The following is a 25,720-nucleotide window of genomic DNA, read 5'->3' as shown; positions in this document are numbered from 1 at the left end:
GTCCGGTCCGGACCCGGCCGCGCCCCGCGTAAGAATATGGGGTGCTTCAGCAACTGTTCAGCCCCTCCGTCCAGCACACGGTGGACGTCGTCGGCATCTTCGTGTTCGCCATCTCCGGCGCGCTGCTGGCCGTCCGCAAGAACTTCGACGTCTTCGGCATCGCCGTGCTCGCCGAGGTCACCGCGCTGGGCGGAGGGCTGTTCCGCGACATCGTCATCGGGGCCGTGCCCCCGGCCGCCTTCACCGACCTCGGCTACTTCCTGACGCCGCTGCTCGCCACGCTCGTGGTCTTCTTCCTGCACCCGCACGTGGAGCGCATCCAGCGCGCGGTGTACGTCTTCGACGCGGCCGGCCTCGGCCTGTTCTGCGTCTCGGGCACGGTCAAGGCGTACGACTACGGGCTCGGCCTCACCTCGTCGGCCACCCTGGGCCTGGCCACCGCGGTGGGCGGCGGTGTGCTGCGCGACGTGCTCGCCAACGAGGTGCCCTCACTGCTGCGCTGGGACCGCGACCTGTACGCGGTCCCGGCGATCGTCGGCTCCACCATGGTGGTGCTGTGCATCCACTACGACGCGCTGACGCCGTTCACCAGCGGGCTCGCGGTGGTCACGGCTTTCGCGCTCCGCCTGCTCGCGATGAAGTACCACTGGCGAGCTCCGCGGGCGTGGAACCGGCGTTCGACCGTCCGTGAGGAGTAGCCGGGCCGGTGTGCCCCTGCTTCCCGGCCGGCTTGTGGCTCAGCTCCGCGGTCAGCCAGCGGAACGCGGTGGGCACCTGGGGCCGCCACAGCGCCATGCTGTGCCCGCCGGCGCTGCGCGGCAGATAGACCACGTGCACCTTCGTCGGCGCCTTCGCCACCTGGGCCAGGGCGACCCCGGCCTGGTAGCCGTCGCCCGGCTCGCCGGAGACGTAGAGCGAGACGCGCGGCGGGGTGGGGGCCTTCTTCAGCAGCAGGTAGGGGTTGTTGGCCTGGCGCAGGGCGGGGCTCTGGGCGGCCAGGGAGGCGCTCTCGCCGATCGGGTCGTTGTAGCCGGACAGGCTGATCGCGGCCCGGTAGCGGTCGGGGTGGGCGACGGCGAGCTTGGCCGCGCAGTGCGCGCCGGCCGAGTAGCCCGCGGTGGACCAGCCGTCGGGCGCGCCCTGGGCCCGGAAGTTGTCCGTGATCATCTTCGGTACGTCGATGCTCAGCCAGGTGTCGGCGTTCACGGTGCCCGGGATGTTGGCGCAGCCGGTGTCCGCCTTGGCTATCACGTTGGTGCGCGGGGAGACCAGGATGAACGGGGCGACCTGGCCGGAGCGCATCAGCGGTTCGAGCTGCTGGTGCACGTGCAGTGAGCCGAACCACGCCTTGGCGGAGCCGGGGTAGCCGGACAGCAGCTCCACCACCGGGAACTTCTTGTCGCGGTACGCCGGGTCGTCGTACTGCGGCGGCAGCCAGACGTAGACCTCGGCGTCCACCCCGGAGACCCGGCCCTTGAGCTGGGTGACCCGGACCCCGCCGGCCGCGCCCATGGACGGCCCGTCGGCCGCGGAGAACGTCTGGCGGACCTTGGGCAGCTTGCGGTAGGCGATCCCGCCGGTGCCGTCCGCGCCCAGGTCGGCGGCCTGCTGCACATGGTTGCCGGTGCCGAGCAGGTCGTCCCAGTTGTCGTAGAGGTTGTTGCTGTTGTTCACCAGGACGAAGACCAGGGTGATGGCGGTGGCCTGGGCGAACAGCAGCATCAGCCCCCGCAGGGCCGTGCGCAGCACCTTGGGGCCCCGGGTGCGGGTCCACAGGACGAACGGCAGGACCAGGGCGATCACGGCGAGGGCGACGGTGGTGTACAGGAACGGAGTCCCGGTGAGGCTCATGTCCCCGTAGAGGGAAAACCGGGGCCCCGGGTTTACGGACGAGTGCGGACACTTACCGAGAAATTGCCGACACTCACGCAGCGGACATCATCCGTCACACAGCCGTCATCCGGCCGTCAGACTGAAAGCTACCGCTTAGTAGTTTGCTGTTGTACCGTTCCGGTATGCCAGATGCAGCCTCCGCCCCGGCCGTGCGGGCCACGATCGGCGACAGCGAGTTCGACCGGGACACCGCCGTCGTCCGGCGCGCCCCCGGCGTCTACGACATCGACCTCTCCGCCGGCTGGACGATCATCAACGCCGTCAACGGCGGCTATCTGCTGGCCGTCCTCGGCCGCGCGCTCGCGGACGCCCTGCCGCACAGCGACCCCTTCACCGTCTCCGCGCACTACCTGACCGCCTCCCGGCCCGGCCCCGCCGTGGTGCGCACCGAGGTGGTCCGCACCGGCCGCACCCTCTCCACCGGCCAGGCCTCGCTCTTCCAGCAGGAGGAGGACGGCACCGAGGTGGAGCGCATCCGCGTCCTGGCCTCCTACGGCGACCTGGACGCGCTCCCCGACGACGTGCGCACCACGGCCGAGCCGCCCGCCCTGCCGCCCGCCGCGCAGTGCTTCGGCCCCGAGGACGGGCCCGCCCCGGTCGACGGCAGCTCCGCCATCGCCGACCGGCTGATGCTCAAGCTGGACCCCGCCACCCTGGGCTGGGCGCTCGGCGCGCCGAGCGGCCGGGGCGAGATGCGCGCCTGGTTCGGCCTGGCCGACGGCCGCGACGCCGACCCGCTCTCCCTGCTGCTCGCGGTGGACGCGCTGCCGCCCACCGCCTTCGAGCTGGGGCTCAAGGGCTGGGTCCCGACCGTCGAGCTGACCGTGCACATCCGCTGCCGCCCGGCCCCGGGCCCGCTGCGGGTGTCCATCACCACCCGCAACCTGGCCGGAGGCTTCCTGGAGGAGGACGCCGAGGTCTGGGACGAGGCCGGGCGGCTGGTGGCGCAGTCCCGGCAGCTCGCCCGGGTCAGGCTCGGCTGACCGGGGTCCGGCCCAGCCAGGCCGCGAGCCGCTCGTGCACGTCGGCGCCCTCGGCCACCGGACGGGCGTCGGCGAACGGGACGCCGTCCCCGCGCCCGGACTCCGGCAGCACCCGGCGGGCGGCGTCGAGCGCGGCCTCGGAGAGCGCGGGGTCCAGCGCCAGGGGGCGGCCGACGGCCTCGTTGAGGTCCCAGGTGTGCCCCACCAGCTCCATCAGATAGCCGGCCAGCGCCGCCTGCCCCGGCACCTCGCCCCACGGCACCCGCACCGGCGCGGTCAGCCGCTCCTCGGGCTCCCACGCCTTCACGGCCCGGCCGCGCGCCTCCTCGTAGGCACCGGACCAGTCGTCGTCGGCGACGACCACGGCGGAGGGGTCGACGGAGAGCCCGTCCCCGCCCTCCCCGGCGACCGCGATCCGCAGGGTGCCGCCCACGATGTGGCCCAGCAGCGCCCGGACGTCGAACTCGGTGCACGGCGTCGGGTCCGTGAGCTGCTCCGGGCGTACGGCCCTGATCAGCGCGGCGGCCTGTTCGGTGGCGCGGGCGTAGGCGGCACGGGGGTCGGCGGTGTTCATGAGCGCTTCCTTCCGGCGGGTGTGATCACTTCGTCGGTACGCCCCCACCCTGGCCGCCGGCCCCGGACTTCCTCCCGGCTTCAGCGGAGAGCGGACACGGCCACCCCGGCGGGCACAGCGGGTGCAGCGGGCGCAGCGGCCCCGCTCACTCCAGCCAGTGCCGGCGGCCGATGCTGATCAGCCGCAGCCGGCGGGTGGCGAGGCGGGCGACCCGGTCGCGTTCCGCGGGGGAGTCGGGGGCCTCCAGGAAGAGCGAGGCGGTGATCAGCATCTGGTCGACGTACAGATGCGCGAGCATGAGCAGGTCGTCGTCGCTCCAGCCGCGCGCCTGCGGGTCCTTGGCCAGCTCGTCCTTCACCTCGCGGGCGAAGCGGGCCAGTTGGTCGCGTATCGCCTCGCGCACCGGCTGCACCCCGCCGTGCCGCTCGCGGGCGATGAAGCGGACGTGCGAGGGCTGCTCCGCCACATGACGGGCGATCAGTTCCACGGCACGGGTGATGCGTTCCTCACTGCCGTCCGCCGTGGAGACCGTGGTCCGGATCATCGGGTGCAGCCCGCCGAGCGCCTCCTCGACCAGGACGACACCGAGGTCGGCGGTGGAGCGGAAGTGCCGGTAGAACGCGGTCGGCGCCACGCCCACGGCGCGGGTGACCTCGCGTAGGCCCAGGCTGCTCAGGCTCTGCTCCTCCAGCAGGGCCAGCGCCGCGTCCAGCAGGGCCCGGCGGGTCTTCTGCTTCTGGGCCTGGCGGGCGCCGAGCGTGTGACTCATGCCATACAGTTAACAACTGTTCTCCGTAATTTCCAAGCGAGAGCGGCGCTAGACTGGGTAGTCAGTGAACAACTGTTACCGCAAGCGTCCGCCGGGCCGATCCCGGCCGGCGCCGAAGGGGGATCCGATCCCATGCTGTTCCTCGTCGCCGCCCTGCTGCTGTTCGGCGTGACCCTGGGCACCGTCGCCCACGTCCCGCTCGGCTTCACCGCCGTCGCCGCCACCGTCATCGCCGCCTGGCTCGCCGTCTTCGCGCTCCGCGAGCGCCACGCCCGCCGCCGCGGCACCTCCCACTGACGCCGCCCGGCCCGCCCGACCGCCACCGCAGGAGGCATCCGCCATGCAGCTCACCGCACCGGCCACGAGCCGCCGGCTCGCCCGCGACGCCGACGGCATGGCCGTCGCGTCCTTCGTCCTCGGCCTGATCGGACTGCTCGTCCTCAACGTCGTCCTCGGCCCCATCGCCGTCGTCCTGGCCGCCGTCGCCCTGTGGCGCGGCACCGCCCGCCGCGGCCGCGCCCTGCTCGGACTGACCCTCGGCATCGCCGACCTGGTCGTCCTGTTCTCCTTCGCCCAACTGGACCACACCCTGTCCTGGAGCTTCTGAGCGGCCCGGACACCGGCCGCCCGGCAGGACCGCGCTGCGGCGCGACCGTGACCGGGGGGCGCCCGCGGGCGCCCCGTAGAATCAGCCCCACCATGGCTTACCTCGACCACGCCGCGACCACCCCCATGCTCCCGGAGGCGGCAGAGGCACTCACCGCCGCGCTGGGCCTCACCGGCAACGCCTCCTCCCTCCACGCGTCCGGCCGCCGGGCCCGCCGCACGGTCGAGGAGTCCCGCGAGATCCTCGCCGAAGCACTCGGCGCCCGCCCCAGCGAGGTCGTCTACACCTCCGGCGGCACCGAGGCCGACAACCTCGCCGTCAAGGGCCTGTACTGGGCCCGCCGCGCCGCCGACCCCGCCCGCACCCGCGTCCTGGCCAGCCCCGTCGAGCACCACGCGGTCCTCGACGCCGTCCACTGGCTCGGCGAGCACGAGGGCGCCACCGTCGAGTACCTCCCGGTCGACTCCCACGGCCGCGTCCACCCCGAGGCCCTGCGCGAGGCCATCGCCCGCGACCCCGGCGACGTGGCCCTGGCCACCGTGATGTGGGCCAACAACGAGATCGGCACCGTCCTCCCGGTCCGCGAACTGGCGGAAGCGGCCGCCGAGTTCGGCGTACCGCTGCACGCGGACGCCGTCCAGGCGTTCGGCCAGGTCCCGGTCGACTTCGCCGCCTCCGGGCTCGCCGCGATGACCGTGTCCGGCCACAAGATCGGCGGCCCCTACGGCATCGGCGCGCTGCTGCTGGGCCGCGAGTACACCCCCGTACCGGTGCTGCACGGCGGCGGCCAGGAGCGCCACGTCCGCTCCGGCACCCTCGACGTGCCCGCCGTCGCCTCCTTCGCCGTGGCCGGCCGGCTCGCCGCCGAACAGCGCGAGTGGTTCGCCCGCGAGATCGGCGCCCTGCGCGACGACCTGGTCACCGCGGTCCGCGCCGCCGTCCCCGACGCGATCCTCGGCGGCGACCCGGCGCCCGGGGGACGGCTCCCGGCCAACGCCCACTTCACCTTCCCCGGCTGCGAGGGCGACTCGCTGCTGCTCCTGCTGGACGCCCAGGGCATCGAGTGCTCCACCGGCTCCGCCTGCACCGCGGGCGTCGCCCAGCCCAGCCACGTCCTGCTCGCCACCGGCGCCGACCCCGACCTGGCCCGCGGCACCCTGCGCTTCTCCCTCGGCCACACCTCCACCGAGGCCGATGTGGAGGCCGTCGCCCGCGCCATCGGCCCGGCGGTGGAGCGGGCACGGGCGGCGGGCCTGAGCTGAGGGCGCCGGCGCGAGGACTCAGGTGCGCGCGGTCCGCTCCCGCAGCACCAGCCGCAGATAGCGGTCCCAGTCCCAGTGCGGACCCGGGTCCGTGTGGTCGGTGCCCGGCACCTCCACATGTCCGATGATGTGCGCGCGGTCCACGGGTATCGCGTACCGCGCGCAGATCCGCGCCGTCAGCCGCGCCGAAGCGGCGTACATCGCGTCCGTGAAGGACGCGGCCTTCTCCACGAACCCCTCGTGCTCTATCCCGACACTGCGCTCGTTGTACTCCCGGTTGCCCGCGTGGAAGGCCACGTCCAGCTCCCGGATCATCTGCGTCACCCGCCCGTCCGCGCGCACGATGTAGTGCGCGGCGGCCTGGTGCCCCGGATCCTCGAACGCCTTGACCGCGCTCGTGTAACTGCCCTGCGTCACATGGACGACCACCCGGTCCACCGCGTAGTCGTCCGGCCGGTCCGCGCGCCGGTAGTTCGCCGACGAGGCCGCCACCCAGCGCGCACCGGCGAAGTCCACCGCGCCCGCCACCCGGGGCCGCTGGTCGCCCGGCAGCCGCCACCACAGCCGGGACAGCTCCCCGCGCCACAGCACCGCCCCGCCCGCGGCGGCCGCCGCCCCGCCGACCAGCACCGCGCGGCGGCCCGGCCACCGTCCCGCGCCGCCGTCCCCGCCGCCCTGCCGGGCCTTCTCCGTCGCCATGCGACCTCCAACGGATATCCGGCGGCCCCGGTTCCCGCGCCCCGTACCCTGGAGGGGCTATGACTGAGACCCCGCAGCGCCCCCGCCCCCTCCGCGTCCTCGCCGCCATGTCCGGCGGCGTCGACTCCGCCGTCGCCGCGGCCCGCGCGGCGGAAGCAGGCCACGACGTCACCGGCGTCCACCTCGCGCTCTCCGCGAACCCGCAGTCCTTCCGCACGGGCGCGCGGGGCTGCTGCACCATCGAGGACTCGCGCGACGCCCGCCGCGCCGCCGACGTCATCGGCATCCCCTTCTACGTGTGGGACCTCGCCGAGCGCTTCCGCGAGGACGTCGTGGAGGACTTCGTCGCCGAGTACGAGGCCGGCCGCACCCCCAACCCGTGCCTGCGCTGCAACGAGAAGATCAAGTTCGCCGCGCTGCTGGACAAGGCCCTCGCCCTCGGCTTCGACGCGGTCTGCACCGGCCACTACGCGCAGGTGGTCCGGCGCGAGGACGGCTCCCGCGAACTGCACCGCGCCTCCGACCTGGCCAAGGATCAGTCCTATGTCCTCGGCGTCCTGGACGAGCGGCAGCTCGCGCACGCGCTCTTCCCGCTGGGCGACACCGTCACCACCAAGGACGAGATCCGCGCCGAGGCCGAGCGCCGCGGCCTCGCCGTCGCCAAGAAGCCCGACTCCCACGACATCTGCTTCATCGCCGACGGCGACACCCAGGGCTTCCTGGCGCAGCGCCTGGGCCGCGCCGAGGGCGACATCGTCGACGAGTCCGGCGCGGTCGTCGGCAGCCACGAGGGCGCCTACGGCTTCACCATCGGCCAGCGCAAGGGCCTGCGGATCGGCACCCCGGCCCCCGACGGCAAGCCGCGCTACGTCCTGGACATCTCCCCGGTGACCAACACCGTCACGGTCGGCCCCGCCGCCGCCCTCGACGTCGACGCCCTCACCGCCGTCCGCCCCCGCTGGTGCGGCACCGCCCCCACCGGCCCCGGCACCTACACCGCCCAGCTGCGCGCCCACGGCGACGAGACCGAGGTGAGCGCGGCACTCGTCGACGGCACCCTGGAGGTGTCCTTCGCCGAGCCCGTGCGCGGCGTGGCCCCCGGCCAGGCGATCGTGCTCTACGACGGCACCCGCGTCGTCGGCTCGGCGACGATCGCCTCCACCCGGCGGGCGACGGCCGACGCGCTCTGAGGGCCTGCCCGGCTCCCGGCCGCCGTCCGGCTGACTCCCGGCCGCCGTCCGGCCGCCGTACGGCTCTGCGGCGGCCGCGAGGGCGCCCTACGCCCCGTAGAAGTCCGTGAGCACCGGCGCCAGCGCCTCCGGCTCCACCGCGTGCGTCTGGCCCTCCAGGACGCCGTACGTGCCGTCGGGCACCGCCTGCGCGACCCGGCGGGCCGCCTCGCGCATCGGGGCGGGGCTCGCGCCGCCCGCAAGGGCCAGCACCGGCACGGCGACCGACGCCAGCAGCGCCTCCGGCACGGTGCCGTCGCCCATGACGGCGTCGTCGTACGCGAGGGTGGGCGCGACCGCCTCCAGACCCGGCCACATGGGGGAGTGCCGGGCGTTCGCGATCATCTGCTCGGCCAGCCCGGTCAGCCGCAGGAACAGTTCCACCGCGTCCCCGCGCCGCCCCTCGGCCAGCGCCCGGTCCAGCTCGGCGGAGTACCGCGCGCGCTCGGCGCCGCGGTCCTGGCGCACCTCGAACGGCGGCTCGTACACCGCCACCCGCCGCACCGGCACCCCGGCGGCCGCCGCCCGCAGCGCCAGCACGGCGCCCGAGGAGATGCCGTAGAGCGCCGCCTCGCCGCCCGCCGCCTCCACCACGGCCGCCAGGTCCTCCACCTCGCGCTCCACCGCGTACGGCGGCGTGTCGCCGCTCTCCCCGCGGCCCCGCCGGTCGTACACCACCGCGGTGCACCCCGGCGCCAGCGCCGCCGCCAGCGGCGCGACCGTGGCGCCCGTCGACATCGCCCCGCTGACCAGTACGACCACCGGGCCCGTGCCGGTGCGCTGAAGGGCGATCGGGGTGCCGTCACGGGAGAGGGTCTTCTTGTCCATGGCTGTGCAGACTGCCACGCGCGCGGCGGCTCGCCGGGCTACAACACTTCGGTGTCGTAGAAGCAGAGGTGGTCCTTGATCGCCGCGACCTCCGGTTTCGGGTCGGGATAGGCCCACACCAGGTCCGGTGCGTCCGGCAGCGACCAGTAGGACGCGTCGCCCTTGAAGGGGCAGTGCGTGTGCGTGTCCGAGGGCGTCAGCAGGTCCAGGCGTACGTCCTCGGCGGGCAGGTAGTAGCGCGGGGGACAGCCGGTCTCGCGCAGCACCAGGGGGCGGCGGCTCTCCGCCAGGACCTGCCCCGCGCGCACCACGCGCACCCGCTCGTCGCCCTGCTCGACGGTGATCGTGTGTCCTTGTGTCATACCGGGAACAGCGCTCGCGCGCGCGTGCTTCTTCCCGCTGTGCGAAAGGCGGCCGGGCGCCGCGTACCGTGAGGCGCATGAACATCTGCGTCTTCCTCTCCGCCGCCGACCTCGACGACCGCTACACCCGCCCCGCCCGGGACTTCGCCCGGCTGCTCGGCAAGGGCGGGCACAGCCTGGTGTGGGGCGGCTCGGACACCGGCCTGATGAAGGTCGTCGCGGACGGCGTGCAGGAGGCGGGCGGACGGCTGATCGGCGTGTCGGTCGACTTCCTGGCGGCCAAGGCCCGGCCCGGCGCCGACGAGATGGTGATCGCGGGCGACCTCGCCGAGCGCAAGAAGCTCCTCCTGGAGAAGGCCGACGCCGTCGTCGTCATGGTGGGCGGCACCGGCACCCTGGACGAGGCCACCGAGATCCTGGAGCTGAAGAAGCACGGCCGCACCGACAAGCCCGTGGTGCTGCTCAACACGGCCGGCTTCTACGACGGTCTGCGCGAGCAGTTCCGCCGGATGGAGGAGGAGGGCTTCCTGCCCCGCCCGCTGGCCGAGCTGGCGTTCTTCGCCGAGGAGCCCGCCGGGGCGCTCACATACCTGGAGGAGTCGCTGAGCGGCCGCTGACGTGCGGGTGCGAGCATGGCGGGCATGGCTACACATGTGATCACCGGGGCCGGTTCCGGCATCGGCGCGGCCCTCGCCCGCCGCCTGCACGCGCGCGGGGACGACCTCGTGCTGCACGCGCGCGACGCGGGCCGCGCCAAGGAACTGGCGGCCGAGCTCCCCGGCGCCCGCACCCTCGTCGGCGACCTCGCCGACCCGGACCGGCTCAGCTGGGCGTTCTCGCACCAGAGCCTGCCCGACCGGGTCGACTCCCTGCTGCACGTCGCGGGCGTCGTCGACCTCGGCCCGGTCGGCGAACTGACCCCCAAGGCATGGCACCACCAGCTGAACGTCAACCTGGTCGCCCCCGCCGAGCTGACCCGCCACTTCCTGCCGCAACTGCGCGCCGCCCGCGGCCACGTCGTCTTCGTCAACTCCGGCGCGGGCCTGGCCGCGCACGCCGACTGGGCCGCGTACGCCGCCTCCAAGCACGGTCTGAAGGCGCTCGCCGACGCCCTGCGCCAGGAGGAGCACGGCAACGGCGTCCGCGTCACCTCCGTGTACCCGGGCCGCACCGCGAGCCCCATGCAGGCCAAGGTGCACCGGCAGGAGGGCAAGGAGTACGACCCGGCCCGCTGGATCGACCCCGAGTCGGTGGCGACGAGCGTCCTCACGGCCCTCGACCTGCCCCGGGACGCGGAGGTCACCGACCTCACGGTGCGGCCGGGGCACTGAGCGCGCCGCGGCGTTCCGTACGCTGCTGCGGTGAGCGAAAACAGCGAGTTCGGCCTCGCCCCGGCCACCGGCCTCGGGTCGATGCCCGGCGGGGACGCCCGTGAGGCCGTCAGGACCGTCACCGGGACCTTCGAGGACTTCCCCTTCCTGCCCGAACTGCCCGCGCGCGGGCCCGGCGCCGACATGATCGGACGCACCGCCGGGATGCTCGTGGAGATGTACGCGCGCGTGGAGCCCAGCGGCTGGCGCCTGGGCGACCGGCCGGGCCGCGACACCCGGCGGGCCAGGTCCTGGCTGGGCGAGGACCTGGACGCCCTGGAGGAGTTCACCCAGGGCCACGAGGGCGCGCTGAAGGTCCAGGCGACCGGGCCGTGGACGCTCGCCGCGGCACTGGAGCTGAGGAACGGCGAGGCGGTCCTGTCCGACCCGGGCGCCTGCCGGGACCTGACCGCCTCGCTCGCCGAGGGGCTGCGGCTGCACCTGGCGGAGGTGCGGCGGCGGGTGCCCGGCGCCCGCCTCGTCCTCCAGCTGGACGAGCCGTCCCTGACCGCCGTGCTGCGCGGCCAGGTGCGCACCGCCAGCGGCTACCGCACCCACCGGGCCGTCGACCGGCAGATCGTGGAGGCCGGTCTGCGCGACGTCCTCGGCGCGCACTCCGGCGGCCCCGTCGTCGTCCACTCCTGCGCGCCCGACGTGCCCTTCGCGCTGCTGCGCCGGACCGGTGCCGCGGGCATCTCCTTCGACCTCTCGCTCCTCACCGAGCGTGACGACGAGGCGATCGGGGAGGCGGTGGAGGGCGGCACCCGGCTCTTCGCCGGTGTCGTCCCCACCACGGACGGCCCATTGTCAGACCCTGCCGGTAGCGTCATGGGTGTCAGAACGCTGTGGCGCAGGCTGGGGCTGCGACCGGAGCTGCTCGCCCGGTCGGTCACCCTCACCCCGGCGTGCGGACTCGCGGGCGCTTCCCCCGCGTACGCACGCCAGGCGCTCGCCCACTGCGTCCGGGCGGCGAGATCCCTCGCGGACAACCCAGAGTAATCGGGAGGACAACACGGTGGCCGGCGACAAGCAGCAAGCGGAAACAGCGGTGCCCGCCGAGGCGCGGGAGGAGCACGCCCGGCTCGCGGAGCAGGTCGAGGAGCACCGCTTCCGGTACTACGTGAAGGACGCCCCCGTCGTCAGCGACGCCGACTTCGACCGGCTGCTGCGCTCCCTGGAGGCCCTGGAGGACACCTACCCGGAGCTGCGCACGCCCGACTCGCCCACCCAGAAGGTGGCGGGTTCGTACGCCACGGAGTTCACCGCCGTCGAGCACCGCGAGCGGATGCTCTCCCTGGACAACACGTTCAACGACGACGACCTCGCCGCCTGGGCCGACCGCATCGCCCGCGAGCTGGGCGAGCAGGAGTACCACTTCCTGTGCGAGCTGAAGGTCGACGGCCTCGCGGTCAACCTGACGTACGAGCACGGACGGCTGACCCGCGCGGCCACCCGCGGTGACGGCCGCACCGGCGAGGACATCACGCCCAATGTGCGCACCATCGCGGAGATCCCCGACCGGCTGCACGGCGAGAAGGTGCCCGGCCTCGTGGAGATCCGCGGCGAGGTCTTCTTCCCGATGGACAAGTTCGAGGAGCTGAACGCCCGGCTGGTCGAGGCCGGCGACAAGCCCTTCGCCAACCCGCGCAACGCGGCGGCCGGTTCGCTGCGCCAGAAGGACCCGCGCGTCACCGCCACCCGCCCGCTGCACATGGTGGTCCACGGCATCGGCGCCCTGGAGGGCTACGAGGGCCTGAACCGCCTCTCCCAGGCCTACGAGCTGCTGCACGGCTGGGGCCTGCCCACCTCCCCGCACAACAGGGTGGTGGACGACCTCGCGGGCGTGCGCGCGTTCATCGCGTACTACGGCGAGCACCGGCACTCCGTGGCGCACGAGATCGACGGCGCCGTCATCAAGCTCGACGAGATCCGCCTCCAGGGCCGCCTCGGCTCCACGGCCCGCGCGCCCCGCTGGGCCATCGCGTACAAGTACGCGCCCGAGGAGGTCAACACCAAGCTCGTCGACATCAAGGTGGGCGTCGGACGCACCGGCCGGGTCACGCCCTACGCACAGGTCGAGCCGGTCACGGTGGCCGGCTCCGAGGTCGAGTTCGCCACCCTGCACAACCAGGACGTGGTCAAGGCCAAGGGCGTCCTCATCGGGGACACCGTGGTGCTGCGCAAGGCCGGTGACGTCATCCCGGAGATCCTCGGCCCGGTGGTCGACCTGCGGGACGGCGGCGAGCGGGAGTTCGTCATGCCCGCCGAGTGCCCCGAGTGCGGGACGCCGCTGCGGGCCATGAAGGAGGGCGACATCGACCTGCGCTGCCCCAACGCCCGTACGTGCCCGGCGCAGTTGCGCGAGCGGGTCTCGTATCTGGCGGGCCGGCAGTGCCTGGACATCGAGCACTTCGGCGGGGTCGCCGCCGCCGCGCTCACCCACCCGCTGGAACCGGCCGATCCGCCGCTGGCCGACGAGGGCGACCTGTTCGACCTGACGGTGGAGAAGCTGCTGCCCATCAAGGCCCATGTCCTCGACCCGGACAGCGGTCTGCCCAAGCGGGACCCGAAGACCGGCGAGGCGAAGGTCGTCACCGTCTTCGCCAACCAGAAGGGCGAGCCGAAGAAGAACACCCTGGCGCTGCTGGAGAACATCGCGGCGGCCAAGGACCGCCCGCTGGCCCGCTTCCTGAACGGGCTTTCCATCCGCCATGTGGGCCCGGTCGCCGCGCAGGCACTCGCGCGCGAGTTCCGTTCCCTGGACCGGATCGAGCAGGCCACCGAAGAGGAACTGGCCAATATCGACGGCGTCGGCCCGATCATCGCGGCGGCCGTCAAGGAGTGGTTCACCGAGGACTGGCACCGCGAGATCGTGCGCAAGTGGAAGGCGGCCGGGGTGCCGTTGGAGGACGCGTCCTCCGGCGCGGCGGAGGGGCCGCGTCCGCTGGAGGGCCTGACGGTCGTGGTCACCGGCACCCTCGAACACTTCACCAGGGACGGAGCCAAGGACGCGCTCCAGAGCCGGGGCGCCAAGGTGACCGGTGCGGTGTCGAAGAAGACGTCGTTCGTCGTGGTGGGCGACAACCCCGGTTCGAAATACGACAAGGCGATGCAGGCGAAGGTTCCGGTGCTGAACGAGGAAGGTTTCGGAATTCTGCTGGAACAGGGCCCGGAAGCGGCGGCCGAAGTCGCTCTACCGACCGAAGAGTAGCGGTTGAAGGCCCTCCGATCGGCGCATATCAGATGCATACGGGTGGCCGGGGCGCATTCGGGCAACCGTCGGCGACCGCTGCCCGAGGAAGCCTTCCGCGGCCTACTGTTGTGGAGTGCGCCCGCCGTGCCCAGTTGCGGCCGGGCCATCCCCGTGCTCCTGACGAGTACGTGGAAGGGTTTTCCAGCGCGGCTGTGCCCAGGGGACGTCGGGCATCGGGCCGCGTGGCGTGGGCACCGCCGGCTGTGAGAGGGACGGGAATGGAACCGACCGAGAGCGCCTCCCCGCACTCACGGCTGCGCCGGATGACCGGCGCGTGGCGCGCGCGGGGGAGGCGGACGGGACAGCGTTCGCGCCCGGACCGGCGCACCGCACCGCCGGGGCACCCGGGCCGCGCCGCCCGGCCGTACGCGGTCACGGAGGTGCGCCCGCCCGTCCGCCCGCCCGGTGAGCACCTGTCAGGACTTCCCGGCACCGGCACGCAGCCGTCCCGCCCGGCCCTGCCCGCGGTGGTCACCTCGGCCGCCGCTCTCACCCTCGCCGCCGGTTTCTACGGCGCGTTCACCGCGGGCCACGCCCTCTTCCCGTCCGGCACGGCCGGCTGGTCGCTGGCCGTGCTCACCGGCGTCATCGTCGGCCATCTGGTCATGCTCGGCCGGGCCCGCTGGTGGGGCGGCACCGGCTCCGGCGCCGCCCTCACGCTCGCCGTGCTGCTGCTCTACGGCTGGGTGCCGGCCGGACTGGTCAGTCTCACCGTCGTCGTGCTGGTCGGGGTGGCCCGGCGCCACCGCTGGCGCCCCGGCGTGCTGCACGGCTCGGCCGACATCCTCGGCATCGCCGCCGCCGCCCTGCTGCTCGGTGCCTTCGGCCGGGTGCCGACCGTGGAGCACCCCTGGGACCCGGGCACCTGGACCGTGTACACCGCCCTCCAGGTGGTGCTCGTCGCCGCCGTCTACCTGGCGGTGACCCGCGTCCTGCTGTGGTACCTGCACTCCCCGCGCACCGACCCGGTGCCCACCGTGGCCCGCACCGCGCTCGTCAGACAGGGCCTGGTCGCGGTGGCGCTGCTCGGCATCGCGCCGCTGGTCTGCGTCGTCGCCGTCGCCGAACCAATCCTGCTGCCGCTGTTCGCCATCCCGCTCATCGCCCTGGACTCCACCCTGTGGATCGCCCGCGCCCGCGCCGAGGAGCAGTTGCGCGACCCGCTGACCGGGCTGCCCAACCGGCAGTGGCTGCTGGAGCGCATCTGGACCGCCCTGGACGACGCCGAGCGCATCGGCGCCCGCGCCGCCCTCATGCTGATCGACCTCGACCGCTTCCGCTCGGTCAACGACACCCTCGGGCATCTCGCCGGGGACCGGCTGCTGCTCCAGATCGCCGACCGGCTGCGGCAGGCGCTGCCGCGCGGGGCGGAGGCCGCGCGGCTCGGCGGGGACGAGTTCGCCGTGTTACTGCCGGTCGCCGACTCCACGACCTCGGCGACCCGTATCGCGCGCGGCCTGGTCACCACGCTCAGCTCGCCCCTCGACCTGGACGGGCTCACCCTCGTCCTGGAGGCCAGCGCCGGGGTCGCCGTCTTCCCCGACCACGCCCTGGACGCCGAGGGCATGCTGCGCCGGGCGGACGTGGCGATGTACCAGGCCAAGCGGGACCGCACCGGCGTGGAGGCGTACGAGTCCAAGCGGGACTCCAACACCCCCGACCGGCTCGGGCTCCTGGGCGACCTGCGCCGCGCCCTGGACGCCCACGAGGTGCAGCTGCACTACCAGCCCAAGGTGCGCTTCGACGGCCAGGTGGCCGGCCTGGAGGCGCTGGTGCGCTGGGTGCACCCCGAGCGCGGCAAGGTGCCGCCGGACGAGTTCATAGCCATCGCCGAGTCCTCCGGGCTGATGCCCCATCTGACGGAGTACGTGCTGGAGACCGCCCTCGGCCAGGTCGCCGCGTGGCGCGCGCAGGGCCTGTTCGTGCCGGTGGCCGTCAATGTCTCCCCGCGCGATGTGCACACCCCCGGCTTCGCCGGTTCGGTGGCCGCCCGCCTCGCCCGGCACGGCGTCCCGGCGGGCGCCCTCCAGCTGGAGATCACCGAGCATGTCCTCCTGGAGGACCCGCAGCGGGCCGCCGACACCCTGGCCGGCCTGACCGCGCACGGCGTGAAGATGTCCCTGGACGACTTCGGCACCGGCTACTCCTCGCTGGTGCATCTGCGCCGGCTGCCGGTGAGCGAACTGAAGATCGACCGCTCCTTCGTGGCCCGCCTCGCGGTGGACACCGAGGACGCCGAGATCGTGCGCTGCACCGTCGACCTCGCCCACTCCCTCGGCCTCCTGGTCGTCGCCGAGGGCGTCGAGGACGACGAGACCTGGGAGCGGCTGCGCGACCTGCGCTGCGACGCCGTACAGGGCTGGCTGGTCGCCGCCGCGATGCCCCCCGAGGAGACCACGGCCTGGCTCCGCGCCCGCGGCTCCCGAGGCTGGATCCGCCCGGCGGCGGCCCTGCCCGCGGCGGCGACGGACGAGTGACCCCGGCGCCCGGCCGCCGCTGTTCACGGGCGGCGCACCGGGTCTGACGACGGCGCGGTCCGCGCCCGGCCCGCGCGGGTCGCGGCCACGCATCGGCGGGCGGGCCTGCCCGCGCCCTGCCGCGCCCACTGTCGTCGCGTCGTCCTGGTCGGGGCGGCGACCGGCGGTCGGGTCGGTGCCGGGGCCCCGCGCGGAGGCGACGCCCGTCCGTGCGGTCGCGGCTCGCGCGGTGCGTCGGCCCGGCGGCGGTCCTGCTGGCGGCGGCGACGGACGAGTGACCTGGGCCGCCTGGCCGCCTGTCCTCGGCTCTCGGTGCTGCCTGCGGGCGGCGCACCGGGTCTGACGACGGCGCGGTCCGCCCGGCCCGCGCGGCGCGCGGACGCGGGGCGGGTGCGTCGGCCCGCGTCACGCTCACCGTCGCGTGCTCTCCGCAGGGCGACATCCGGCCGGTCCGGTCAGGTCTGGTGCGGGCCGCGGTGAGAAGGCGATGCCTCGTCGGGTGCCCGAAGCCGTCCGGCGGCGGCTGTGCGGGCGGCGACGGATGGGTGTCCTCCGACCGGGCCCGGCGCGCGGCTGAGCCCCGGCGGTGCTGTCCTCCGCGGAGCCGCAGCCCGCGGCGGCGGTGCCGGTCGCCCGGCCCGGGGGCCGCAGGCGTGGCGGGACGCGGCGCGGGCGAGCCGTCCGCACCCGATGACCCGCCCCTGCGGCCCCCGGCCGTCCCGGTGGGGGAGCACGGTCCGGTCGGTCCGGGCCCGGGACCCTGCGGGAGGGGCGACGTCCGTTCGCGCCCTGCGGCGCGCGCGACTGGTCCCGCCCCGTCGGCGGCCCCGCCCGTCGGCGGCCCCGCCCCGTCGACGGGCGGACGGGCGACGAGTGACCCCGGCGCCCGCCCGCCCGCCGTGGCCGGACGCCCGGCCCGCAGGCCGGGTCAGGCCGTGCCCGGTGGTGCGAAGTGGCTGGTCAGGAGGGCGAGGCGCTGTTCGTGGGCGGCTTCCGGGAGGCGGCCGCTGCGCATCAGGGTGACCAGGCCGTGCAGACCGGCCCAGTACGTCTCCGTGAGGAGCGCCGGGTCGTCGCCCTCGGCCGCGACGGGGGTGACCGCCGCCAGCAGTTCGCCGAACGCCTCCTGGAGGGCCGCCGGGGCCTCGGGGGTGGCGAACGGCAGCTCGGTCTCGTGGGTGAAGATCGCGTCGTAGAGCGCGGGCCGCCGCCGGGCGAAGGCGGTGTACGCCTCGCCCACCGCGGTGAGCGCCTGGCGTACGCCCTCGGCCGTCGTACGCGCCGCGCGCAGCTCGACGGCGAGTTCCGCGCAGCCCTGCACGGCGACCGCCGCCATGATCGCGTCCTTGCCCTTGAAGTGGCTGTAGAGGACCGGCTGGCTGTACTCGATCTCGGCGGCGAGCCGACGGGTGGTGACCGCGTCCCAGCCCTCCGCCTCGGCCAGTTCCCGCGCGGCCGTCACGATCAGCCGTTCGCGGTCCGCTCGTTCGCGCTCCCGGCGCTTCTGGATGGTCATACGCCCCATTCTAGCGGCGCTAGCCAATCTGTCGATGCTCTGCTAGCTTCGCTCTCACCGCTAGCACCGCTAGGTGCCAGCCCTGGAGATTCGGGAGAAGAGACGTGACCGTCACCGCGTACACCCTGGCCGTCGTGCTCGACCTGTTCTGCGTGTTCCTCGGCTACCGCTTCCTGTTCCAGCCCGGCCCGGCCGCCGCCGGGTACGGCGTCCCCGCCGACCCGTCCGGCGACGCCGGCGCCTATCTGACGATCAAGGGCCTCAGGGACGGCACCCTCGGCGTCGTGGGCCTGGCGCTGCTGGCCTTCGCGGGCGCCGGGGCCGAGGCGTGGTTCCTGCTCTGCGTGGCCCTCGTGCCGCTCGGCGACACCCTGATAGTCCTGCGCCACGGCGGCACGAAGGCCGTCGCCTTCGGGATCCACTTCGCCACGGCGGTCGTCGTGCTGATCGGCGCCGGACTGCTCTTCGCCCTGTGACGCGCCCCGGGCGCCCCGGGGGAAACCGCTGTACGGGCACCCGCCCCGGCCCCATAGGATTGGGCCAAACCGACTTGCCCGAACCGACGTGTCCAAGCCGGTTTGCCCGAACCGCACACTCACCCCAGAGGAACGCTGCATGCCTGGCATCACGCGCGAGGAGGTCGCCCACCTCGCCCGGCTGGCGCGTCTGGAGCTGAAGCCCGAAGAGCTCGACCACTTCGCGGGACAGCTGGACGACATCATCGGCGCGGTGGCCCGCGTCAGTGAGGTCGCCGACCAAGACGTACCGCCGACCTCTCACCCGCTGCCGCTGACGAACGTCATGCGCGCGGACGAGGTCCGTCCGTCGCTCACCCCCGAGCAGGCGCTGTCCGGCGCCCCGGCCCAGGAGCAGCAGCGTTTCAAGGTGCCGCAGATCCTGGGGGAGGAGTAAGCAGTCATGACGGACATCATCAAGCTCACCGCCGCCGAGACCGCCGCGAGGATCGCCTCCGGCGAGCTGACGGCCGTCGAGGTGACCGAGGCGCACCTGGCCCGGATCGACGCCGTCGACGAGAAGGTGCACGCCTTCCTGCACGTCGACCGCGAGGGCGCCCTCGCCCAGGCCCGCGCCGTGGACGAGAAGCGCGAGCGCGGGGAGAAGCTCGGCCCGCTGGCCGGCGTCCCCCTCGCGCTCAAGGACATCTTCACCACCGAGGGCGTGCCGACCACCGTCGGCTCCAAGATCCTCGAAGGCTGGATCCCGCCGTACGACGCGACGCTCACCAAGCGCCTCAAGGACGCCGGCGTCGTCATCCTCGGCAAGACCAACATGGACGAGTTCGCCATGGGCTCCTCCACCGAGAACAGCGCCTACGGCCCCACCGGCAACCCCTGGGACCTCACCCGGATCCCCGGCGGCTCCGGCGGCGGCTCCTCGGCCGCGCTCGCCTCCTACCAGGCGCCGCTGGCCATCGGCACCGACACCGGCGGCTCCATCCGCCAGCCGGCCGCCGTCACCGGCACCGTCGGCGTCAAGCCGACCTACGGCGCGGTCTCCCGCTACGGCATGGTGGCGTTCTCCTCCTCGCTGGACCAGGGCGGCCCCTGCGCCCGCACGGTCCTGGACGCGGCCCTGCTGCACGAGGTGATCGCCGGGCACGACCCGATGGACTCCACCTCCATCGACGCGCCGGTCCCGCCGGTCGTCGAGGCCGCGCGCAACGGCAGCGTGGCGGGCATGCGCGTCGGCGTGGTCAAGCAGTTCCGCGGCGAGGGCTACCAGGCCGGCGTCATCCAGCGCTTCGACGAGTCCGTCGAGGTGCTCAGGGAGCTGGGCGCCGAGATCGTCGAGCTGGACTGCCCGTCCTTCGACCTGGCCCTCTCGGCGTACTACCTGATCGCGCCCTCGGAGTGCTCCTCCAACCTGGCCCGCTTCGACGGCCTGCGCTACGGCCTGCGCACCGGCGACGACGGCACCCGTTCGGCGGAGGACGTCACCTCGCTCACCCGTGAGGCGGGCTTCGGCCCCGAGGTCAAGCGCCGCGTCATGCTCGGCACCTACGCGCTCAGCTCCGGCTACTACGACGCGTACTACGGCAGCGCCCAGAAGGTCCGTACGCTGATCAAGCAGGACTTCGACGCGGCGTTCGAGCAGGTCGACGTGATCGTCTCCCCGACGACCCCGACCACCGCCTTCGCGATCGGCGAGCGCGCCGACGACCCGATGGCGATGTACCTGGCCGACCTGTGCACCATCCCCACCAACCTGGCGGGCAACGCGGCCATGTCCCTGCCCTGCGGTCTGGCCCCGGAGGACAATCTCCCGGTCGGCCTGCAGATCATCGCCCCGGTGATGAAGGACGACCGTCTCTACAAGGTGGGCGCCGCCGTCGAGGCCGCGTTCGTGGAAAAGTGGGGACACCCGCTGCTCGAGGAGGCTCCGTCGCTGTGAGCAATGCCCTGTCCAAGGCCAAGGGCTTCAAGAAGTCCAAGTCCGGTACGTACCTGTCCATGGCGACGACCGCGTTCGGCGCCGTCGGCGTCATCAAGCAGGCCAGGAAGGCCCGCTCGGAGAGCGACACGCTGCGTCTGATCGACGCCGCCGTGTCCGCCGCGGCCATCGTCACCGGCCTCGCCATCCTCTACCGCGAGCTGAAGCGGCTGGGCGACGACGACGTCCTGCTGGGCTGAGAGGGAAGTTTTCACCGTGACCACCACGACCGACCTGGTGTCGTACGAGGACGCGCTGGCGTCGTACGACCCCGTCATGGGCCTTGAGGTCCATGTCGAACTCGGCACCAAGACGAAGATGTTCTGCGGCTGTTCGACGGCGCTTGGCGCCGAGCCGAACTCCCAGACCTGCCCGGTCTGCCTCGGCATGCCCGGCGCGCTCCCGGTCGTCAACGCGACCGGCGTCGAGTCCGCGATCAAGATCGGCCTCGCGCTGAACTGCTCGATCGCCGAATGGTGCCGCTTCGCCCGGAAGAACTACTTCTATCCGGACATGCCGAAGAACTTCCAGACCTCCCAGTACGACGAGCCGATCGCCTTCGACGGCTACCTCGACGTGCAGCTGGAGGACGGCGAGACCTTCCGCGTGGAGATCGAGCGCGCCCACATGGAGGAGGACACCGGCAAGTCGACGCACGTCGGCGGCGCCACCGGCCGCATCCACGGCGCGTCCCACTCCCTGCTCGACTACAACCGCGCCGGCATCCCGCTCATCGAGATCGTCACCAAGCCGATCGTCGGGGCAGGCGAGCGCGCCCCGGAGGTCGCCAAGGCCTACGTCCGCGAGCTGCGCGAGGTCATCCGTGCCCTGGGCGTCTCCGAGGCCCGCATGGAGATGGGCCAGATGCGCTGCGACGTGAACCTGTCGCTGATGCCCAAGGACGCCGACAAGTTCGGCACCCGCAGCGAGACCAAGAACGTGAACTCGCTGCGCTCCGTCGAGCGTGCCGCCCGGTTCGAGATCCAGCGGCACGCCGCGGTGCTCTCCTCCGGCGGCACCATCGTCCAGGAGACCCGCCACTTCCACGAGGACACCGGTTCCACCACCTCGGGCCGCATCAAGGAGGAGGCCGAGGACTACCGGTACTTCCCGGAGCCCGACCTGGTCCCGGTGGCCCCCGCCCGTGAGTGGGTGGAGCAGATCCGGGCCGCCCTGCCCGAGCCGCCGCTGGCCCGCCGCACCCGCCTCCTGGCGGAGTGGGGCATCACGGCCACCGACATGCAGGCCATCCTCAACGCCGGTGCGCTGGACCTGATCGTCGCCACCATCGACGCCGGGTCCGACGCCACCTCCGCCCGCAAGTGGTGGATGGGCGAGCTGGCGCGCAGCGCCAACGAGTCCGCCGCCTCCCTGGACGAGCTGGCGATCACTCCGCAGCAGGTCGCCCGGGTCACCGAGCTGGTGTCCTCCGGCGATCTGAACGACAAGCTCGCCCGGCAGGTCATCGAGGGCGTCCTCGCGGGCGAGGGCACCCCGGACGAGGTCGTCGACAAGCGCGGTCTCAAGGTCGTCTCCGACGAGGGCGCGCTGACCGCCGCCGTCGACGAGGCCATCGCCGGCAACCCGGGCGTCGCGGACAAGATCCGCGGCGGCAAGGTGGCGGCGGCCGGTGCGCTGGTCGGCGCGGTCATGAAGGCCACGCGCGGCCAGGCGGACGCGGCCCGCGTCAAGGAACTGATCCTGGAGAAGCTCGGCGTCAGCGAGGGCTGAGCCGCCCGAGGCCGCCGAGCAGTCACCCGAGGGGGGATGCATCGAATCCGATGCATCCCCCCTTTGGTATGTGCCCGATCGGTGGGCGTCCGTCCGGGGATGTTCCCGGACCCGTCCCCGGGATGCCTTCGGCCCCCGTCCGCACCACCCCCCTGTCCGGGCCGCCGCGCCGGGCCGCTACGCTCGCCCGCCATGAGTGGACGCGCCGCCTCCGAGACGCCCGCCGCGATATCCCCGGCACCGACCGCCCTCCTGGACGACGATCCGACCAGGGGCGTTCTGACCGGAGATGATCCGACCGGGGACGACCTGACTGGGGACGACCTGACTGGGGACGACGGCCGCCCGGAAGGCGTCACCGTCGCCCGCCGCGCCCGCTGGACGGCGGCCGGGGCCGGTGCCCTGTTGACGCTCGCCGGGTGCGCCGCCGCCCTGCTGCGGCTCGCCGACGCGTCCTCCGCCCGCGTACCGGCCGCCTACGCCGCCGGGGCCGCCGTCTGCGCCTGTGCGGCCGTCCTCGGGCAGCGCGGCCGCACCCGGCGGGCCCTGTGGCTGCTCGTCGCCGGGGTCATGATGATGGCCCTCGGCGACCAGCCCGGCTGAGCCCTCAGCCCGGCTGAGCCCTGAACCACCCTGCGAGCCCCGCGACCACGCTTCCGTGACGGTCCCTCCCGCTGTGTGAGCGGACCGGCCCCGGGTTCACCCGATCGCGGGTGAACCGGGCCGCATTCCTGTGAGTAACGCCACGAATGCGCTAAACGATCACATTCGCCTGCAAGAGTGTTTTCACCTTGCTCATGCGTTCTTTGCGGGCCGTTCCGTTCATGGACGACTGTTCCCGGCCAAAGATCCCCATACAGTTCCCTGGGAGCACGTTTCGTGGCAGCCCTCGCGCGCTGGTGTGTCCGGTACCGCCTCGTCACCGTCCTGCTCTGGCTGCTGGCCCTCGGCGGGGTCACGGTCGCCGCCGCCGTCGCCGGCCCGGCGTACTCCAACGACTACGAGGTCCCCGGCACCGACTCCGGCCGCGCCACCCAGTTGCTGCGCCAGGGCTTCCCCGGCCTCGGCGGGGACAGCGACACCGTCGTCTGGCACACCGAGGACGGCACCGTGCGCGCCGCCGACGTCGAGCAGACGATGACCCGGGCCCTGGACCGTATCGAGGCGCTGCCCGAGGTGGCCTCCGTGACCAGCCCGTACAAGGGCCAGAGCGACCAGGGCGGCCAGAGCGGCCGGAGCACGGACCGGATCAGCCGGGACGGCCGCACCGCGTACGCGACGGTGACCTTCACCCGCCCGGCCCAGGACATCACCGAGGCCCAGGCGAAGGCCGTCGTGCACACCGCCAAGGAGGCACAGGGCGACGGACTCCAGGTGGAGCTGGGCGGCAGTGCCGTCGGCGCCACCCAGTCCTCCGGCGGGCATCTGGCGGAGATCCTGGGCGTCGCCGTGGCCGGTCTGGTGCTGCTGCTCGCCTTCGGCTCGCTCGCCGCCTCCCTGCTGCCCATCGCCACCGCGCTGGTCAGCGTCGGCACCGCCCACGCCGCCATCGGGCTGCTCGGCCACGCCATGACGGTGGCCGACTTCGCGCCCATGCTCGGCATGCTCATCGGCCTCGGCGTCGGCATCGACTACGCGCTCTTCATCGTCACCCGCCACCGGCGCGGCCTCAAACGCGGGCTCGGCGTCGCCGAGGCCGCCACGAACGCCGTCGCCACCACCGGCCGGGCCGTGGTCTTCGCGGGCGCCACCGTCTGCATCGCGCTGCTGGGCATGCTGATCCTGCGGCTCGGCTTCCTCAACGGCGTCGCCCTCGCCGCCGCGTCCACCGTCGTCCTCACCGTCGCGGCCTCGGTGACCCTGCTGCCCGCACTGCTGTCCTTCATCGGCCCGCGCGCCCTCAGCCGCCGCGAGCGGCGGCGGCTCGCCGAGCACGGACCGCAGCCCGAACTGCCCACCGGGTTCGCCGCCCGCTGGTCGGCCTTCGTGGAGCGCCGGCCCAAGCTGCTCGGCGCGCTGGCCCTCGCCGTCGTCACCGTGCTCGCCCTGCCCACGCTCTTCCTGCACCTGGGCACCTCCGACCAGGGCAACGACCCGGCCTCCTCGACCACCCGGCGGGCCTACGACCTGATCGCCGACGGCTTCGGGCCCGGCGTCAACGGCCCGCTCACCCTGGTCACCCGCGTCGACGGCGCCGCCGACCGGCTCGCCCTGGACAACCTGGGCACCACCCTGCGCGCCACCGACGGCGTCGCCGCCGTCACCCCGGTGACCTACAACACCGGCGGCACCACCGCCACGCTGAGCGTCGTCCCCGACTCGGCGCCCCAGTCGCAGCGCACCAGCGACCTCGTCGACCGGCTGCGCGAGCGGGTGCTGCCACGCGCCGAGACCGGCACCTCGCTCGATGTGCACGTCGGCGGGGTGACCGCCGGGTACGACGACTTCGCCGGGGTGATCGTCGGCCGGCTGCCGCTGTTCGTCGGCGTGGTCGTCGGCCTCGGCTGCGTCCTGCTGCTGCTCGCCTTCCGGTCGGTGGGCATCCCGCTCAAGGCCGCCGCCATGAACGTCGCCGCCGTCGCCGCCTCCTTCGGTGTCGTCGTCACGATCTTCCAGTGGGGCTGGGGCAGCGAGTTCCTGGGCCTCGGCCGGGCCGGGCCCATCGAGCCGTTCCTGCCCGTGATCATGGTCTCGGTGCTCTTCGGGCTCTCCATGGACTACCAGGTCTTCCTGGTCAGCCGGATGTACGAGGAGTGGCTGGAGACCGGCGACAACCGGCGCGCGGTCCGGGTCGGCCTGGCCGAGACCAGCCGGGTGATCAACTCCGCCGCAGTCATCATGATCTCCGTCTTCCTCGCCTTCGTGCTCGGCGGCGACCGGGTGATCGCCATGTTCGGCATCGCGCTCGCCGCCGCCGTGGCGCTGGACGCGTTCGTCCTGCGCACCCTGCTCGTGCCCGCGCTGATGCACCTGCTCGGCCGCGCCAACTGGTGGCTGCCGCGCCGCCTGGACCGTGTCCTGCCCCGCATCAGCATCGAGCCGCCGGAGTGCCGGGCCGCCCATGAGAGGCTCGGCGACGTCACGCCGGACATGGCGGGCCTGGCGAACATGGCGGAACTCGTGAAGGAGCAGGAACCGGATGTACGCGATATCCCTGGGTGACGGCGCGGAACTGCGGCCCCTGGAGCCCTGGCACGCCGAGGAGTTCCTCGCCCACCTCGACCGAGGGCGGGAGTTCATCACCCGGCACATCCCGTTCGGCGCGCACGCCACCGATGTGGACGCCGCCCGCGCCGTCCTGCGGTCGTACGCGGACAAGCGCGCCGCCGACACCGGCTTCCTGCACGGGCTGTGGCTGGCGGACCGGCTGGTGGGCGGGCTGCTGTTCCGGGTCTTCGACGCGGAGACCGGCGTGTGCGAGATCGGCTGCTGGCTGGAGCCCGCGGGGACCGGCAAGGGCCTGGTCACCCGGGGCGCCCGCATCCTCGTCGACTGGGCGTTCGACGAGCGGGACATGCACCGCGTGGAGTGGCACGTGTCCTCGGCCAACGAGCCCAGCGTCAACGTCGCCCGGCGCCTCGGCCTGACCCGCGAGGGCGTGCTCCGCGAGCACTACCCCTACCGGGGCGTACGCCAGGACACCGAGATCTGGGCCGTGCTCGCCCCCGAGTGGCGCGCGGCACGCGCGCGCGTGGACAGCGGCGGCGACCGTTAAG

At 73.6% G+C, this 25,720-nt stretch carries 26 protein-coding genes; 19 read left to right on the top strand and 7 right to left on the bottom strand.

Annotation, left to right across the window (positions count from 1 at the left end; genetic code table 11):
• Window positions 1-41: 41 nt before the first annotated feature.
• Window positions 42-698 (top strand): trimeric intracellular cation channel family protein, encoded by a 657-nt coding sequence (locus tag ACWDYF_RS34190; protein ID WP_037888661.1) that lies wholly within the window; start codon window positions 42-44, stop codon window positions 696-698.
• Here the strand turns inward: ACWDYF_RS34190 and ACWDYF_RS34185 are convergent.
• A complete protein-coding gene (locus ACWDYF_RS34185; RefSeq protein ID WP_381742776.1) occupies window positions 607-1,851 on the bottom strand; it encodes an alpha/beta hydrolase in 1,245 nt (414 codons plus the stop codon). The genes ACWDYF_RS34190 and ACWDYF_RS34185 overlap by 92 nt on opposite strands.
• 164 nt (window positions 1,852-2,015) lie before the next feature.
• On the opposite strand from ACWDYF_RS34185, the gene ACWDYF_RS34180 reads away from it, so the two are divergent.
• Complete coding sequence (locus ACWDYF_RS34180) at window positions 2,016-2,876, top strand: thioesterase family protein (RefSeq protein WP_037888666.1); 861 nt, start codon at window positions 2,016-2,018, stop codon at window positions 2,874-2,876.
• On the opposite strand, the gene ACWDYF_RS34175 is transcribed toward ACWDYF_RS34180, so the two are convergent.
• Both ACWDYF_RS34175 and ACWDYF_RS34170 read right to left on the bottom strand, forming a co-directional pair.
• Window positions 2,863-3,450: a TIGR03086 family metal-binding protein gene (locus tag ACWDYF_RS34175; protein ID WP_381742778.1), complete on the bottom strand. Its 588-nt coding sequence runs from the start codon at window positions 3,448-3,450 to the stop codon at window positions 2,863-2,865. The genes ACWDYF_RS34180 and ACWDYF_RS34175 overlap by 14 nt on opposite strands.
• 145 nt (window positions 3,451-3,595) lie before the next feature.
• Window positions 3,596-4,219, bottom strand: coding sequence for a TetR family transcriptional regulator (locus ACWDYF_RS34170; protein ID WP_389473778.1), 624 nt, complete (start codon window positions 4,217-4,219; stop codon window positions 3,596-3,598).
• Between the two features lie 132 nt (window positions 4,220-4,351).
• On the opposite strand from ACWDYF_RS34170, the gene ACWDYF_RS34165 reads away from it, so the two are divergent.
• The 3 genes from ACWDYF_RS34165 to ACWDYF_RS34155 all read left to right on the top strand — a co-directional run bounded on the left by ACWDYF_RS34165 (window position 4,352) and on the right by ACWDYF_RS34155 (window position 6,088).
• On the top strand, window positions 4,352-4,516 hold the full coding sequence (locus ACWDYF_RS34165) for a hypothetical protein (RefSeq protein WP_018568615.1): 165 nt from the start codon (window positions 4,352-4,354) through the stop codon (window positions 4,514-4,516).
• A gap of 43 nt (window positions 4,517-4,559) precedes the next feature.
• Complete coding sequence (locus ACWDYF_RS34160) at window positions 4,560-4,826, top strand: hypothetical protein (protein WP_018568616.1); 267 nt, start codon at window positions 4,560-4,562, stop codon at window positions 4,824-4,826.
• Between the two features lie 92 nt (window positions 4,827-4,918).
• On the top strand, window positions 4,919-6,088 hold the full coding sequence (locus ACWDYF_RS34155; protein WP_389473780.1) for a cysteine desulfurase family protein: 1,170 nt from the start codon (window positions 4,919-4,921) through the stop codon (window positions 6,086-6,088).
• An 18-nt stretch (window positions 6,089-6,106) separates the two neighbouring features.
• Here ACWDYF_RS34155 and ACWDYF_RS34150 read toward each other — a convergent pair whose 3' ends face one another.
• Window positions 6,107-6,787, bottom strand: a complete 681-nt coding sequence (locus ACWDYF_RS34150; protein WP_381742784.1) for an N-acetylmuramoyl-L-alanine amidase — start codon at window positions 6,785-6,787, stop codon at window positions 6,107-6,109.
• A 59-nt stretch (window positions 6,788-6,846) separates the two neighbouring features.
• Here ACWDYF_RS34150 and mnmA point away from each other — a divergent pair, with 59 nt between their 5' ends.
• Window positions 6,847-7,977 (top strand): tRNA 2-thiouridine(34) synthase MnmA, encoded by a 1,131-nt coding sequence (gene mnmA, locus ACWDYF_RS34145; protein WP_381742786.1) that lies wholly within the window; start codon window positions 6,847-6,849, stop codon window positions 7,975-7,977.
• A gap of 87 nt (window positions 7,978-8,064) precedes the next feature.
• Here the strand turns inward: mnmA and ACWDYF_RS34140 are convergent, their stop codons facing one another.
• Both ACWDYF_RS34140 and ACWDYF_RS34135 read right to left on the bottom strand, forming a co-directional pair.
• Window positions 8,065-8,844 carry an alpha/beta fold hydrolase gene (locus ACWDYF_RS34140; protein WP_389473783.1) on the bottom strand — a complete coding sequence of 260 codons (780 nt, stop codon included), beginning with the start codon at window positions 8,842-8,844 and terminating at the stop codon, window positions 8,065-8,067.
• Window positions 8,845-8,882: 38 nt separating this feature from the next.
• Window positions 8,883-9,206 carry a DUF427 domain-containing protein gene (locus ACWDYF_RS34135; protein ID WP_381742790.1) on the bottom strand — a complete coding sequence of 108 codons (324 nt, stop codon included), beginning with the start codon at window positions 9,204-9,206 and terminating at the stop codon, window positions 8,883-8,885.
• A 77-nt stretch (window positions 9,207-9,283) separates the two neighbouring features.
• On the opposite strand from ACWDYF_RS34135, the gene ACWDYF_RS34130 reads away from it, so the two are divergent.
• The 5 genes from ACWDYF_RS34130 to ACWDYF_RS34110 all read left to right on the top strand — a co-directional run bounded on the left by ACWDYF_RS34130 (window position 9,284) and on the right by ACWDYF_RS34110 (window position 16,306).
• Entirely contained in the window at window positions 9,284-9,823 is a 540-nt protein-coding gene (locus ACWDYF_RS34130) for an LOG family protein (protein WP_018568622.1), read from the top strand.
• Window positions 9,824-9,838: 15 nt separating this feature from the next.
• Complete coding sequence (locus ACWDYF_RS34125; RefSeq protein WP_389473786.1) at window positions 9,839-10,537, top strand: SDR family oxidoreductase; 699 nt, start codon at window positions 9,839-9,841, stop codon at window positions 10,535-10,537.
• A gap of 30 nt (window positions 10,538-10,567) precedes the next feature.
• Window positions 10,568-11,575 carry a methionine synthase gene (locus ACWDYF_RS34120; RefSeq protein WP_389473788.1) on the top strand — a complete coding sequence of 336 codons (1,008 nt, stop codon included), beginning with the start codon at window positions 10,568-10,570 and terminating at the stop codon, window positions 11,573-11,575.
• A gap of 16 nt (window positions 11,576-11,591) precedes the next feature.
• Complete coding sequence (gene ligA, locus ACWDYF_RS34115; protein WP_381742795.1) at window positions 11,592-13,787, top strand: NAD-dependent DNA ligase LigA; 2,196 nt, start codon at window positions 11,592-11,594, stop codon at window positions 13,785-13,787.
• A 260-nt stretch (window positions 13,788-14,047) separates the two neighbouring features.
• Window positions 14,048-16,306, top strand: coding sequence for a putative bifunctional diguanylate cyclase/phosphodiesterase (locus tag ACWDYF_RS34110; protein WP_389473790.1), 2,259 nt, complete (start codon window positions 14,048-14,050; stop codon window positions 16,304-16,306).
• Between the two features lie 928 nt (window positions 16,307-17,234).
• Here ACWDYF_RS34110 and ACWDYF_RS34105 read toward each other — a convergent pair.
• Window positions 17,235-17,822, bottom strand: a complete 588-nt coding sequence (locus ACWDYF_RS34105) for a TetR/AcrR family transcriptional regulator (RefSeq protein WP_018568627.1) — start codon at window positions 17,820-17,822, stop codon at window positions 17,235-17,237.
• A gap of 104 nt (window positions 17,823-17,926) precedes the next feature.
• Here ACWDYF_RS34105 and ACWDYF_RS34100 point away from each other — a divergent pair, with 104 nt between their 5' ends.
• The 8 genes from ACWDYF_RS34100 to ACWDYF_RS34065 all read left to right on the top strand — a co-directional run bounded on the left by ACWDYF_RS34100 (window position 17,927) and on the right by ACWDYF_RS34065 (window position 25,719).
• On the top strand, window positions 17,927-18,298 hold the full coding sequence (locus tag ACWDYF_RS34100; RefSeq protein WP_018568628.1) for a DUF4267 domain-containing protein: 372 nt from the start codon (window positions 17,927-17,929) through the stop codon (window positions 18,296-18,298).
• A 139-nt stretch (window positions 18,299-18,437) separates the two neighbouring features.
• Window positions 18,438-18,734, top strand: a complete 297-nt coding sequence (gene gatC, locus ACWDYF_RS34095; protein WP_006130840.1) for an Asp-tRNA(Asn)/Glu-tRNA(Gln) amidotransferase subunit GatC — start codon at window positions 18,438-18,440, stop codon at window positions 18,732-18,734.
• Between the two features lie 6 nt (window positions 18,735-18,740).
• Window positions 18,741-20,234, top strand: a complete 1,494-nt coding sequence (gatA, locus tag ACWDYF_RS34090) for an Asp-tRNA(Asn)/Glu-tRNA(Gln) amidotransferase subunit GatA (protein WP_018568629.1) — start codon at window positions 18,741-18,743, stop codon at window positions 20,232-20,234.
• Window positions 20,231-20,473, top strand: a complete 243-nt coding sequence (locus tag ACWDYF_RS34085) for a hypothetical protein (RefSeq protein ID WP_018568630.1) — start codon at window positions 20,231-20,233, stop codon at window positions 20,471-20,473. Before gatA ends, ACWDYF_RS34085 begins: the two co-directional genes overlap by 4 nt.
• 16 nt (window positions 20,474-20,489) lie before the next feature.
• Window positions 20,490-22,004, top strand: coding sequence for an Asp-tRNA(Asn)/Glu-tRNA(Gln) amidotransferase subunit GatB (gatB, locus tag ACWDYF_RS34080; RefSeq protein WP_389473794.1), 1,515 nt, complete (start codon window positions 20,490-20,492; stop codon window positions 22,002-22,004).
• A gap of 192 nt (window positions 22,005-22,196) precedes the next feature.
• Window positions 22,197-22,607, top strand: coding sequence for a hypothetical protein (locus ACWDYF_RS34075; protein WP_389473796.1), 411 nt, complete (start codon window positions 22,197-22,199; stop codon window positions 22,605-22,607).
• Between the two features lie 276 nt (window positions 22,608-22,883).
• Window positions 22,884-25,166, top strand: coding sequence for an MMPL family transporter (locus tag ACWDYF_RS34070; RefSeq protein WP_389473798.1), 2,283 nt, complete (start codon window positions 22,884-22,886; stop codon window positions 25,164-25,166).
• Window positions 25,144-25,719: a GNAT family N-acetyltransferase gene (locus ACWDYF_RS34065; protein ID WP_389473801.1), complete on the top strand. Its 576-nt coding sequence runs from the start codon at window positions 25,144-25,146 to the stop codon at window positions 25,717-25,719. The genes ACWDYF_RS34070 and ACWDYF_RS34065 overlap by 23 nt, the downstream gene beginning before the upstream one ends.
• The last annotated feature ends 1 nt before the right edge of the window (window position 25,720 follow it).

Source organism: Streptomyces sp. NPDC003284, assembly GCF_053589675.1.
Note: the sequence above shows the minus strand (reverse complement) of the source record. Positions and strands in the feature narration are given on the sequence as shown.